This is a genomic window from Sphingomonas sp., assembly GCF_024508665.1.
Taxonomy (GTDB): domain Bacteria; phylum Pseudomonadota; class Alphaproteobacteria; order Sphingomonadales; family Sphingomonadaceae; genus Sphingomonas.
Map to the genome: position 1 here is coordinate 760,094 of NZ_JANINP010000007.1, position 13,076 is coordinate 773,169.

Genomic DNA, 13,076 nt, shown 5'->3' on the forward strand with positions numbered 1-13,076 from the left:
CGAAGTAAATGAAAACTCGCCGGGAGCCGACCTCTTAACGGCAACCCTGCGCCACAATCACTGGCAGCGCGGTCTTCGCCATCCGCGCGTAGCCGGCATCGTTCGGATGCAGATGATCCCCGATCTGCTCGGTCAGCCGCATCACGGTCGGCTTGCCGGGCTCGCCCATCGCCGCGTCGAAGTCGATCACGCCATCGAACCGTTTGGCATTCGCCCGTATCCACGCATTGACCGTCTCCCGCCGCTGTTCCCCGGCCGCGTCGGCATAGGCCGCCCCTTCATAGGGTAGCAGCGTCCCGATGATCACCTTGAGCCCGCGCGCCTTCGCCCGCGCCAGCATCTGCTCATAGGCCGCGATCAGGTTGGCGGCGGGAGGCTGCCAGTCCTTTGGGTCGCGCACCTTGCCGATATCGTTGATGCCTTCGAGGATCACGACATGGGTGGCATTGGGCACGGCGAGCACGTCGCGGTCGAAGCGTGACAGGGCATCCGGTCCGCGCCCCATGCTGAGCAGCCGGTTGCCGCTGATCCCTTCATTGACGACCGCCCAGCAGCGACCGCGCGGATTGGCGGCGAGCAGGCGGCCGAGCTGGTCGGGCCAGCTCATTGCCTTGGATGCGCCGGCGCCCTCAGTGATCGAATCGCCGAACGTCACCAAAACGCGCGTCGCGGCCGTGCCGGTCACCTCCAGGCCGCTGACCACGCCCGGGGCTCGCGCGCGCTGCGGATTGGTCAACGTGACCGAATTGGTGCCATTGCCGGCGACAACGTCGACCATTTGCGCATGCGCGGGCGGCGCCGCTTCCTCCGGATAATAGACCGTGATGGCCAGCCGTTCCCCGGCCGCTACCGGATAGGCGATCGGATCGGACAGCATGGGTGCGCGCACCGGGATGACCGTATCGGTGGCGCCCGAGAAGGTCAGCGAGCGCAGGCTGCCGGCAATCGGCTTATCCTGCGCGTCGAGCCGCACGATCGACGCCGCGCCGATACGCAAAGGCTCATCCGACAGCTCATTGGAGAAGCGCACGCGGATCGCCCGGCCGGCGATCCCCGCGCGGAGATCCTGCCGGACGCTCTCGTCCTTGAACGGACGGCCGAGCGCTTCCTTGATCTTGGGCTCGTAGCCGATCGGCGGCGCGGCCCAACCGGGCACCCAGCGTTCCGGTGTTCCGGCAGCGGCGACGGCCAGCAGGCCGATCAGTGGCAAGGCGAGGGTGAGGCCAGGTTTCATCATTTTCCTCCGCGAGCGAATTCGAACAGGGCCACGCCATGCGCGGCGATCCGGCCGTCGGCCCAGTCGCTTTCGACAGGAGAGGCGCCGGCGGGCAGGGTGATCGGATGCGCGACATTGCCATGATTGATGACGATCACCAGGCGTTTGCCAGCGCCGGCGCGCTCGGCGATCTCCAGGTCGGGATCGGCGCTCGCGACGATCGGCGCGATCCTGGCATCGGCGAGCAGGTTGGCGGCGAGCTTTGCCATCGTCGCGGCATCGAGCCACGCACCGACATAGGTAATGCTGCCGCGACCGACCCTGCGCGTGACGATGGCAGGCTTGCCGTCGAGCCAGCCGCCGGCATCGCGATACGTGGCGAGCGTCCGGACGTCGGGCGCGATTGGCGTCAGCGCTTCCGCCCAGATCGAGGCGTTCCCGTCGATACTTCCGGTAATGCCGACTCCCTGATCCAGCGCGTAGAATTGCTCGACCCGCGCGCCGAGCAGATCGACCAGCGGCCCGGGCTGCCGTTGTGGCCACAAGGCGTCGGCATCGTCCTTCATCCCCGAGCGTGGGCCGAGCACGAGATGCCCGCCGGCGCGGACATAGCGTTCGAGCGCCCTGGCCTGATCCTCGGTCAGCACATTGAGATTGGGCGCGACGACCAACGGGTAGCGCGACAGATCGGCCTCCGCCGGCACGATCGCCACACCTTGCGACTGGATGCGCAGTGGGCGGTAGAAATCGGTGAACGCCTTGACCGGGTCGAAGTCGCGATGGAGCCGCTGCAGGTCGATCGCCCAGCGGCTGTCATAGGAAAAGATCATCGCGACCCGCGCGACCGGCTGAGTGTCGGCGAGCAGCGGCGCGACCTTGGTCAGTTCGTCGGCAGTCTTCGCGATCTCCGGCTGGATTGGGTTGGGCTCGCCATCCTGACCCAGGATCGCGCCATGATAGGTTTCCTGGCCGTTCGCGGCCGGACGCCATTGCCAATAAAGTACGGCATCGGCGCCATGCGCGACCGCCTGCCACGCCATTTCGCGTACCTGACCGGGATCGAGCGCGCGATTGACCGTGACCCAATCGACGCGCCCCGGTTGTGTTTCCATCAGCCAGAAATTGCGCTGCTTGTAGCCGCGGACAAGGTCGTGATTGGCGCCGTTCGCCACCCAATCGGGCCGCCCGTCGGGAATGTAATTGTCCCATGAAGCGATATCGAGGCCGCGGTGCATCGCGAAATGGTCGAACCCGGCGTTCCAGAACATCGTGTTGGTGGTGACGAACATCCGCGGATCGATCAGCGGGCGGATCGCCTGCACCTGGTTCTGGATGTAATCGATCCACGTCGCGGTGGCGAAATGCTTGAAGTCGAGCAGCAGGGCCGGGTTCTGCTGACCGGTGGCGTGGAGCGGCACCTGGTCGAAATCGTTATAATATTGGCTCCAATATTGGGTCGCCCAGCGCCGGTTGAGCACGTCGATCGCGCCATAGCGCGCCTTGAGGAAAGCGTGCCAGGCGGCCAGAGCTTCGTCGTCGAAAGAGGGCGGGCCGATCTCATTGTCGATCTGCCAGCCGACCACCGCGGGATTGTGCCCGTAACGTTTCGCCAACTCGATCGCGATGCGGCGGCTGAGGTCGCGATAGCGCTTGCTCGCGAAGGAGAATTGGCGGCGCGCGCCATGGCCGGCGCGCGCGCCGTTCTCGTCGACGCGCAGCACGTCGGGATATTTCTGGGTCAACCAGGCGGGCGGTGCTGCGGTCGGCGTGCCGAGCACGACCATCATGCCGTGGCGTTCGGCCGCCGCGATCGCGCGGTCGAGCCAGGCGAAATCGAACCGGCCCTCTTCGGGCTCCATCCGGCTCCACGCGAACTCGCCGATGCGTACCGTGTTGAACCCGGTCGCCTTCATCATGGCGAGATCGACGTCCCAGCGCGCCTCGGGCCATTGTTCGGGATACCAGGCGGTGCCGACCGCGATCGCCGGACGCGTTGCGAAGGCGGTCGCACGTTCGGGAAAGGGGAGCGGCGTTCGCTGTGGCACCGACGCGGCGGGCATGCTCGTCAGCAAGCTTGCCGCCAGCAGGGCAAAGATTCCGCGACCCGACATCCTATCCCTTTGATATTGGCTATCTGTTCTATTCGGCGCGTCAGCTTGCCGGCGCGACGGCAACCATCCTAGCGAAATCATGGCTTTGCGCCAAATAATATGTTTATATGATGTTTGCGCAGTCGCGGCAGGTGATCGCGATGGTCGGAGAGGAACGGGAATGACGGGTATCGGGCGATTCGCGGCTGGGTGCGCCATGGTTGCGCTGGCAGCGGCAGCCTGGGCGAAGGATGCACCGGTGTCCGCCCCGGTGCCTGCGGCAGCGCCAACCGATCCCGATGCGGCGACCTTTCGCAATCCGCCGGCGGACGTCCGGCCCAACACGCTCTATTTCTGGATGAACGGCAACGTCTCCAGGGAAGGGATCGACGCCGATCTCACGGCGATGCGCGATGCCGGGCTTGGCGGCGCGATGATGTTCGACGGCAGCAGCGACGTCCCCAAGGGGCCGGTCGACTATCTCAGCCCGCAATGGCTTGAGCTGATGACGCATATGATGGAGCGAGCCAAGGCGCTCGGGCTGAAGGTCGGGCTGCACAACGCGCCGGGCTGGTCGTCGTCGGGCGGGCCGTGGATCACGCCCGACCGCTCGATGCAACAGATCGTGTGGAACGAGACGACGATCGCCGGCGGCAAGCCGGTCGCGATCAAGCTCGCCCGGCCCTATGCCAAGCAGGATTTCTACCGGGACGCGGCAGTGCTCGCTTTCCCCGCGAGCGACGGCGACGAGAGCGTCTATCGTGACGCGATCGCCGCGATGCGCGTCGGCGGCCCGGTTGCGACGGGCATGTTGACCGACCGCGACCTGCACAGCTCGGTCGACATCGCCCCCGATGCGCCGCTGGTGATCGAAATGAAGGGGCCGTTCACCGCGCAGGCGGTCACGCTCTACGGCGATATCGACGCCAAGGCCTTTTCCGCGACGATCGAGGCGTCGGACGACGGCAAGGACTGGAAGAAGATTGGCGAGGTATCGGCACCGGTCCAGCACGAGCGCGGGATCGAAGCGCCGGGCAGCATCAATTTTCCGGCCGTCACCGCACGCTATTTCCGCGTCACGCCCAAGGACAAGCTCAAGCTCGCCGAGGCCCTGTTCTACGCGACGCCGCGGATCGACGATTGGGGCAACAAGGGCGAACATCTGTTTCACATGCTGCCCGCGGTCGAGGCCCGGCCGTCCGACCTGCTGGCCCGCTATGCGATCGACCCGAAGACGATCATCGACCTCAGTGCCCGCGTCGACGCCTCGGGCACGTTGCGCTGGACGCCGCCGCCGGGCCGCTGGACGATCCTGCGTTTCGGCCACACCACGACCGGGCACCTCAACGTCTCCGCCTCGGATTCGGGGCGTGGGCTCGAGGTCGACAAGCTCGACGCCGCGGCGACCGACTTCCAGTTCAAGAGCAGCGTCGATCGACTGGTCAAGGCGTCGGGGCCGCTCGCCGGCTCGACCTTCGACATGCTCGAGATCGACAGCTACGAGGCCGGGCTGCAGAACTGGACCGCCGCGCTGCCCGCCGATTTCCAAAAACGTAACGGCTATTCGATGCTGCCCTATCTGCCGGCGCTGACCGGGCGGATCGTCGGCGATCTCGACACCTCGAACCGCTTCCTGTTCGATTTCCGCCGCACGCTCGCCGACCTGATGGCCGACAATTATTACGGCCGGATGCAGGCCAATGCGAATGCGGCGGGCTTGCGGTTCCATGTTGAGGGCTACGGGCCGGGACCGTTCGACGAACTGCAGGTATCTGGTCGCGCGCAAGTGCCGATGACCGAATTCTGGACGCGGACGCCCTGGACCGACAACCGTTCGGTCAAGATGGTCTCGTCGGCGGCGCATGTTTACGGCAAGCCGGTCATCGCTGCCGAGGCATTCACCGGCGAGGCGGAGACCAGCCGGTGGCAGGATTATCCCTATGCGATGAAGCTGTTGGGCGACCAGATGTTCGCGCAAGGGTTCAACCAGATCTTCTTCCACCGTTACGCCCACCAGCCCGATCCCAATGCCGTTCCGGGCATGAGCATGGGACCATGGGGGATCAATCTCGAACGCTCGAACACCTGGTTCGCGCAGTCTAAGGCTTGGATGGACTATCTCGCGCGCAGCCAATATCTCCTGCGCCAGGGGACTTATGTCGCCGACATCCTCTATTTCGTCGGCGAGGAAAGCCCCAACGAATCCGAATATGTCCGGCCCGATGTGTCGCCCGACACCAATCCGAAGATCGGGCAATATTTCGATCCGCAGATGCCGCCGGGCTATAATTACGACCTGGTCAATGCCGAGGTGTTGCTGACCCGCGCGCATGTCGAGGACGGCGCGATCGTCCTGCCCAACGGTGCGCGTTACCGCTTGCTGGTGCTGCCCGCGACCTTGTCGAGCATGACGCCGGCGCTTGCCGAGCGGCTCCATGCCCTGGTCGAACAAGGTGCGACGATCCTGGGCCCGCGGCCGCAGCATTCGCTCACGCTCGTCGGCAAGTCGGCGGGCGACCGCGCCTTCGATACGGCGGTCGCGGCGCTGTGGGGCAGCGGTCCCGCCGCATCGCCGGCCCGTGCGGTGGGCAAGGGCAGGGTGTTGTCGAGCGGCAGCATTGCCGACGCTCTCGTCGGCCTGAAGGTGGCGCCCGACGCGCAATGCCGCACCGACAGCCCGGATGGCCAGGTGGTATGGCTGCACCGGCGATTGTCCGCGAGCGACATGTATTTCGTCGCCAACCGTCAGCGCCGTGCGGAAACCGTGCGTTGCACCTTTCGCGTCGGCAATGCCGTGCCGGCCTTATGGGATGCGGAAACGGGCAAGGTCGCCCGTCCGGCTCTGTTCGACAGCGACGCGATGGCTACCACCGTGTCGTTCGACTTGTCGCCGGCCGGCTCGACCTTCGTCATGCTCGATCCGGGCAGCATGGCGCGAAGCATCAAGTGGATCGCGCGCGATGGCCGGCGCGTCGCCGATCTCGACGCCGCGCCGGTCAAGGCGCCGCCCGCGCCTTCGGACAGTTTCACCCTCTCGCTCTGGGCCAAGCCCGACATCGATCTCCGTGTGATGCCCGACGAGAAGGTCGACGGGCGGATCAATGAGACCGGCAAGAATTATCTGATCAACGCGCGCTCGGGCCGCGACCTGCACGGCGAGGGAACGGCAGTGGCCGGGCTCGCGATCGGCCGCAACGGCGCGATGGTGATCGAACGTGTTTCGCCCGATGTCGTGCCGGCCGTTCTGGTCAGCCGTACCCCGATCAGCGGCTGGACCCACGTCGTCCTGGTCTATGACCGGGGCGTGCCGAACTTCTATCTCAACGGCAAGCTGGTGCGCACCGGCCTGAAGAGCGGGCGCCGCGTCTATGCTGGCGGAAGCGACGCGCCATCGCCGACCGGTGTGACCTATTTCTTCGAGGGCAATGCGACTCCGCTCGCGACCGTGCCGCGCGCCTTGACGCCGGCCGAAATCGCCGCGGATGCCGCGATGGGGCCGCCGCTTCCGGCCATCGGCGCCTCGCCCGTGACGCTGACGCGGCGCGACAGCGGAAAGCTCGACGCGCTGGCCTGGCAGACCGGCAAGTACACGACCGATAACGGCGCGAGCTTCACGGCCACAGTGCCGGAGCCGATCATGGTCGACGGACCGTGGGCGGTGCGGTTTCAACCGGGCAGAGGGGCGCCGGCTAGCGCGACGTTGCCGCGTCTGGACTCGCTTAGCCGCAACGCTGATGACGGCATCCGGCACTTTTCCGGCACCGCGACCTACGAGCGCGAGATCGCCATTCCCGCCACGGCGTTACGCAAGGGTCGGCGCGTCTTCCTCGACCTCGGCCGCGTCGAAGTGCTGGCCGGGGTCACGGTCAACGGCAAGGATCTCGGCGTCGTGTGGAAAGAGCCGTATCGCGTCGACATCACCGATGTCGTCCATGCCGGCGCCAACACGGTCGCGGTCGCGGTCACCAACCTCTGGGTCAACCGCATGATCGCCGACGCGGCGCTGCCCGAAGATGGCAAATATGTCGACGGCGATTGGGCGATCGGTGAGCGCGTCGGGGCCGACGGCAAGAAGGTACCGATCATGGCGCGCAAGATCACGGCCTTCCCCGATTGGTACAAGGCCGGCCAGCCAAAGCCGCCCGGCGGTCGCGTCACCTTCTCGCCCTGGACCTTCTATTCGAAGGACGAGCCGCTGGTGGATTCGGGACTGCTCGGCCCGGTTCGCGTGGTGTTCGCCGACGAGATCGAGCTGAGGTGACGCCCGTCAGGTCTCTCGGCTCCGGGGCTGCGATGCGGCTGCCGCTTGCGCGTATCGAGTTCCGGCCCTTATTGTCATACGGTTTACGACCCCGATCGGATTTCCGGCCCCGGGCGATCGCAGGAGACCAATGACGATGCAGCCCCGTCCTGATTTCGGAAGGATCGTCGACGCGACCCTGTCGAACGCGGATCAGGTCGCACGCTCGATCGGCAGCGATATCCTGTCGGGTGTCTTCCCGCCGGGGTCGAAATTGCCGTCCGAAGCGGAGATGCTGGCGCGCTTCGGCGTGTCGCGCACCGTGCTGCGCGAAGCGTTCAAGACCTTGACCGCCAAGGGTCTGATCGTTGCCCGGACACGCGTCGGCACCACTGTGCTCGACAGCGCGCACTGGAACTTCTTCGACGCCGACATCCTGGCATGGAAGGTCGCCCAGGGACTGGATGTGGACTTCATCCGCGACATTGCCGCGATCCGCATGGCGATCGAGCCGGCGGCGGCCGAAGCCGCGGCCGAACAGGCCACGCCGGAAGACATAAAGATCCTGCGCGGCTGCCTCGCCCGCATGGCCCAAGCGACGAACAGCGCGAGCGACTTCGCCCATGCCGATCTCGATTTCCACAAGGCGGTCGGATACGCCTCGGGCAACGTGCTGATGCGGTCGCTCGCGGCGGTGATCGAAACCGCGTTGCTCGCGTCGTTCCGGCTGAGCTCGCCGGTGCGCGAGGCAGAAGTGCACGAAGAGAGCGTGCAGGGCCATACCCGCATCGTCGACCTGATCGAGGCGGGCGACGGTCCCGGCGCAGCGCAGGCGATGCGCGCGATCATCACCCATGGTCTCGACCGGCTCGAGCGCGCGAGTGCGCCGCGCAAGCGCAAAGCGGCGAAATAGTCCTTCACCCGACTCCACCGCCTTGCGGCGCTAATGATACTATTATATTAGAAGATCGGACCGGCTTGGCCGCGCTGTTCGCGGATCGCCGAGTTTAGAGAGGATTGCCATGACAGGCTTGAAAAAGGCCGAAATGTCCCGTCGCGACTTCGTTCATTGCGCGGCGTGCGCGACCGCGGCGGCTGGATCGCTCGCCGCCTCGCCGATGGCACTCGCGGCGCAGCAGGCGGTGTTGCGCGGCAAGGAAGCGGTGCGCGAATTCCCCTATGGCGCGGTCCGTCTGACCGGCGGACGGATCAAGCAGCATTACGACCATATCGCCGCGCATTATCTCGCTCTCGACAACGACCGTCTGCTCAAGGTCTTCCGCCAGAATGCCGGTTTGCCAGCGCCGGGTCCCGACATGGGCGGCTGGTATGACGCGGACGGATTCGTGCCCGGCCTCGCGTTCGGCCAATATGTCTCGGGGCTCGCGCGGATCGGTGCGACTACGGGAGACAAGGCGGTCCATGCCAAGGTCGCGGCCCTGGTCGACGGCTTCGGCAAGGCGATGATCGCCGCCAAGAACCCCTATGCTGGACCCAAGGCGCAGGAGCAGTGGGCGGCCTATGTCATGGACAAATATGTCGTCGGGTTGGTCGATGCCTATCGCTTGAGCGGAGTCGAGCAGGCCAAGAGCCTGCTGCCGATGATCATCGACAAATGCATGCCGTACATCTCGCCGGTCTCGCGCGATCGCATCGGCAAGGTCGATCCGCCCTATGACGAAACCTATGTCCTTCCGGAGAATCTGTTCCACGTCGCGGACATCACCGGCGACGACAAATATCGCGCGATGGCGGTGCATTACCTGCTCAACAAGGAATGGTTCGATCCGCTCGCGGCCGGCCAGGACGTGCTGCCGACCAAACATGCCTATAGCCACACCATCGCGCTGAGCTCGGGCGGCCAGGCCTATCTCCATCTCGGCGATCCCAAATACCGCAAGGCGCTGGAGAATGCCTGGACGTTCATGGAGCCGCAGCGTTTCGCCAGCGGCGGCTGGGGGCCGGAGGAGCAGTTCGTACCGCTCCATCAGGGCAAGCTCGCCGCCAGCCTCAAAACCTCCAAGGCACATTTCGAAACGCCGTGCGGCAGCTTCGCCGACATGAAGCTCGCGCGCTATCTGACGCGTTTCACCGGCGCGCCGGTTTATGGCGACGGGCTCGAGCGCACGCTCTACAACACGATGCTGGCGACGCGGCTGCCCGACAGCGACGGCGATTATCCTTATTATTCGAATTACGGCGGCGACGCCGAGAAGCTCTATTATCAGAAGAAATGGCCGTGCTGCTCGGGCACGTTGGTCCAGGGCGTCGCCGACTATGTCCAGGGCCTCTATTTCCACGACGACAATGCCCTGATGGTCAACATGTATGCCGGATCGGAAGTCCGTTGGGATCGCCCCGGCGGCGCGGTCGAGCTGGTGCAGGAAACCGATTATCCGGCGACCGACCATATCCGCCTGACCGTGCGCAAGCCCGGCAATGGCCGCTTCGCGCTGAAGTTGCGCATCCCCGCCTGGACCAGGAACGCGTCGCTCCGCGTCAACGGCGCGCCGCAGCCGGTCGCGCCCGGCACCCTGGCCACGGTCAGCCGTACATGGAAGGCCGGCGACGTGGTCGAGCTGACCATAACGCAGCCGCTGCGCACCTTGCCGATCGACGACCAGAATCCGAACCTGGCCGCGGTCATGCGCGGCGCGGTGATGTATGTCGGGCTCAATCCCTGGGCGGGGATCGGCGATCAGGCGATCGCCTTGCCGGCCGCGCTCGAGCCGATGCCTGGCCAGAACCAGTCCTATCGTGCGCATGTCGGCGGTCGGGACCTGGTGTTCGTGCCGTATTTCAACGTCGATACCGAACGCTACAACACCTACTTCAAGACTGCCTGATGACCGAACCTCGGATCACCGCAACTTACTGGATCGAAACCGCTTTCCCGCTGCAGCAGGCGGCGGAAACGATGGCCGGCGAGCAATCGACCGGCACGTTCGTCCGGGTGCCCGGCGAGACTGACGAATTGCGCGAGGCGCATGCCGCGCGCGTCGAGGACCTGATCGAACTGGGCGAGGTCGCGGCGCCGTCGCTGCCGGGGTCGGGTCTGCCCAAATCGGGCGACGCCACCCGCCGCGCCGCACGCGTGACCTTGTCCTGGCCGGTGTCGAACATGGGGCTCTCGCTCCCCAACCTATTGGCGACGATCAACGGCAATCTCAGCGAGCTCAAGGCGTTTTCCGGGCTGCGGCTGATCGACCTGAAGCTGCCGCCCGAATTTCTCGACCGCTATCAGGGGCCGCAATTCGGTGTCGCCGGCACGCGTAGGCTGGCGGGCGTGTTCGACCGTCCGATCATCGGCACGATCATCAAGCCGAGCGTCGGCCTCTCGCCGGAAGCGACCGCCGAACAGGTCCGCACCCTGGTCGACGCCGGGATCGACTTCATCAAGGACGACGAGCTCCAGGCCGACGGTCCGCATTGCCCCTTTGATGCCCGGATCTCGGCCGTGATGCGCGTGATCAACGACCATGCACAGCGCACCGGCAAGAAGGTGATGTACGCCGCCAATCTGACCGGCGAGATCGACGAGATGCTCGCGCGCCACGACCATGTCGTCGCAGAGGGCGGCACCTGCGTGATGGCGAGCATGAATTCGATCGGGCTGCCGGCGATGAAAATGCTGCGCGCGCATTCCCAGCTGCCGATCCACGGCCATCGCAACGGCTGGGGGATGCTCGGCCGCTCGCCGGCGATCGGGATGAGCTACATCGCCTTCCAGAAATTGTGGCGCCTCGCCGGGATCGACCACACCCATGTCAACGGCATCGACAACAAGTTCTGCGAGAGTAACGAGAGCGTGATCGCCTCGGCGCGCGAGTGCCTGACGCCGATGTTCGACCCGCCGCACCCCGGGTGCGAGATCATGCCGGTCTTTTCGTCGGGCCAGTCGGCCAGACAGGCCGCGCCGACCTTCGCCGCGCTGGGCTCGGTCGATTGCATGTTCGCCGCGGGCGGCGGGATCATGGCGCATCCCGGCGGCCCAGCCGCGGGTGTACGGGCGCTACGCCAGGCATGGGAAGCGGCGGTTGCCGGCGTGCCGGTGACCGACGCCGCGCGCGATGCGCCCGAACTGGCGGCGGCGCTGGAGGCCTTCGGGGGGTGACGCCACTCTACGCCTTTTATGGCGACGATTTCACTGGATCGACCGACGTGCTGGAGCAATGCGCCGAAGGCGGCGTGCCGGCGGTCCTGTTCTTGCGCGAGCCCGATGCCGCGTTGCGCGCGCGCTTTCCCGATGCCCGGGCGATCGGCCTCGCCGGCGACAGCCGCAGCCGTTCGCCCGACTGGACGGACGACAATCTGCCGCGCGCTTTCGCTAGCCTCGGCGACGCCGCGATCGTTCATTACAAGACATGCTCGACGTTCGATTCCAGCCCGCATACCGGGTCGATCGGTCGCGCGCTGGAGCTCGGCGTTGCCGCGTTCGGCGGCCCGGCGGCGATCGTCGTCGGGGCGCCGCATCTTCGCCGCTACGTCGCTTTCGGCAATCTCTTCGCGGCGGCGGGCGCGGAGGTGTTCCGCATCGATCGCCACCCGACCATGTCGCGTCACCCGGTGACGCCGATGCACGAGGCGGACCTGATCCGCCATCTCGGCGAGCAGACCGACGCGCGGATCGCGCTGGTACCGATCGATCGTATCCATGCCGACGAAGCCGACGCCGCGTTCGCGGAGGCGGGCGATGCCGCCGGCATTCTGTTCGATGGGCTGTCGGTCGAGGACCTCGTCGCGACGGGCGCGGTCTTGCTCGGCCGCAAGGTGAAATTCGCGGTGGGCAGTTCGGGCGTCACGCGGGCGTTGGTGCTGGCGTGGCGCGCCGTCGGGATCGTCAAGGGCGAGCCGGACCAGGTTCGCGCCCCCGAAGTCGACCGGCTGCTCGTCGTGAGCGGTAGCTGCTCGCCGGTGACGGCGGCGCAAATCGCGCGCGGCACGGCGGACGGCTTCGCGACGATACGGGCGGATGTCGATGCCTTGCTGCGCGGAGAAAGCGCGGAAGAAGAGCGGTTGGTTCGTGCGGCCGGCAGCGAACTCGGCAAGGGCGGCCGTGCGGTGATCCATTCGGCGGAAGGTCCGCTCGGCGCGGTCGCCCCGGCGGCAGGCGATCGGCTCGGTTCCGCGCTCGGCCGCGTGGCGGGAGCGGCGATCCGCGAGGGCGGTCTGCGCCGTGTCCTGTTCGCTGGCGGGGACACGTCGAGCCATGGCGTCGCGCAACTCGGCATCGATGCTCTGACCTGGGCCGCGCCGATGGAACGCGGTGCGCCGCTGGTACGAGCGCATGCCCAGGATGCGGCAATCGACGGGTTGGAATTGGTCCTCAAGGGCGGCCAGATGGGCGGCGAGGGGTTCTTCGAGACGGTACGGCGCGGCGGGTAGGAGCCAATTCCTCCCCGGAACGGGGAGGGGGACCGCTCGCGAAGCGAGTGGTGGAGGGGCCTGCGACTAACGAGCAACTGGCGAGGAGGTGGCCGAAGGATGGGCCCCCTCCACCAAGCCGCTGCGCGTGTTGGTCCCCCTCCTC

7 protein-coding genes are annotated in these 13,076 nt (G+C 66.4%); 5 read left to right on the top strand and 2 right to left on the bottom strand.

All coding sequences use genetic code 11. The features are described 5' to 3' along the window. Window positions 1-34: 34 nt before the first annotated feature. Both Q0L25_RS18815 and Q0L25_RS18820 read right to left on the bottom strand, forming a co-directional pair. The gene (locus tag Q0L25_RS18815; protein ID WP_296616950.1) at window positions 35-1,237 is read right to left on the bottom strand and encodes an SGNH/GDSL hydrolase family protein; all 1,203 of its coding nucleotides are present in this window, start codon (window positions 1,235-1,237) and stop codon (window positions 35-37) included. Next, window positions 1,234-3,327, bottom strand: coding sequence for a beta-galactosidase (locus tag Q0L25_RS18820; protein ID WP_296616952.1), 2,094 nt, complete (start codon window positions 3,325-3,327; stop codon window positions 1,234-1,236). Before Q0L25_RS18820 ends, Q0L25_RS18815 begins: the two co-directional genes overlap by 4 nt. A gap of 196 nt (window positions 3,328-3,523) precedes the next feature. Here Q0L25_RS18820 and Q0L25_RS18825 point away from each other — a divergent pair, with 196 nt between their 5' ends. The 5 genes from Q0L25_RS18825 to Q0L25_RS18845 all read left to right on the top strand — a co-directional run bounded on the left by Q0L25_RS18825 (window position 3,524) and on the right by Q0L25_RS18845 (window position 12,931). Beyond that, window positions 3,524-7,567, top strand: coding sequence for a glycosyl hydrolase (locus Q0L25_RS18825; RefSeq protein ID WP_296616953.1), 4,044 nt, complete (start codon window positions 3,524-3,526; stop codon window positions 7,565-7,567). Window positions 7,568-7,703: 136 nt separating this feature from the next. Next, the gene (locus Q0L25_RS18830; protein WP_296616955.1) at window positions 7,704-8,459 is read left to right on the top strand and encodes a FadR/GntR family transcriptional regulator; all 756 of its coding nucleotides are present in this window, start codon (window positions 7,704-7,706) and stop codon (window positions 8,457-8,459) included. A 133-nt stretch (window positions 8,460-8,592) separates the two neighbouring features. After that, on the top strand, window positions 8,593-10,392 hold the full coding sequence (locus Q0L25_RS18835; protein ID WP_296616957.1) for a beta-L-arabinofuranosidase domain-containing protein: 1,800 nt from the start codon (window positions 8,593-8,595) through the stop codon (window positions 10,390-10,392). After that, a complete protein-coding gene (locus Q0L25_RS18840) occupies window positions 10,392-11,660 on the top strand; it encodes a ribulose-bisphosphate carboxylase large subunit family protein (RefSeq protein ID WP_296616959.1) in 1,269 nt (422 codons plus the stop codon). The genes Q0L25_RS18835 and Q0L25_RS18840 overlap by 1 nt, the downstream gene beginning before the upstream one ends. Beyond that, window positions 11,657-12,931, top strand: coding sequence for a four-carbon acid sugar kinase family protein (locus Q0L25_RS18845; protein ID WP_296616961.1), 1,275 nt, complete (start codon window positions 11,657-11,659; stop codon window positions 12,929-12,931). Before Q0L25_RS18840 ends, Q0L25_RS18845 begins: the two co-directional genes overlap by 4 nt. Window positions 12,932-13,076: the final 145 nt, after the last annotated feature.

Bases quoted from the DNA above. Each gene is read 5' to 3' on its own strand.
- Q0L25_RS18815 (WP_296616950.1), bottom strand. From the start codon at position 1,237: ATGATGAAACCTGGCCTCACCCTCGCCTTGCCACTGATCGGCCTGCTG.
- Q0L25_RS18820 (WP_296616952.1), bottom strand. From the start codon at position 3,327: ATGTCGGGTCGCGGAATCTTTGCCCTGCTGGCGGCAAGCTTGCTGACG.
- Q0L25_RS18825 (WP_296616953.1), top strand. From the start codon at position 3,524: ATGGTTGCGCTGGCAGCGGCAGCCTGGGCGAAGGATGCACCGGTGTCC.
- Q0L25_RS18830 (WP_296616955.1), top strand. From the start codon at position 7,704: ATGCAGCCCCGTCCTGATTTCGGAAGGATCGTCGACGCGACCCTGTCG.
- Q0L25_RS18835 (WP_296616957.1), top strand. From the start codon at position 8,593: ATGTCCCGTCGCGACTTCGTTCATTGCGCGGCGTGCGCGACCGCGGCG.
- Q0L25_RS18840 (WP_296616959.1), top strand. From the start codon at position 10,392: ATGACCGAACCTCGGATCACCGCAACTTACTGGATCGAAACCGCTTTC.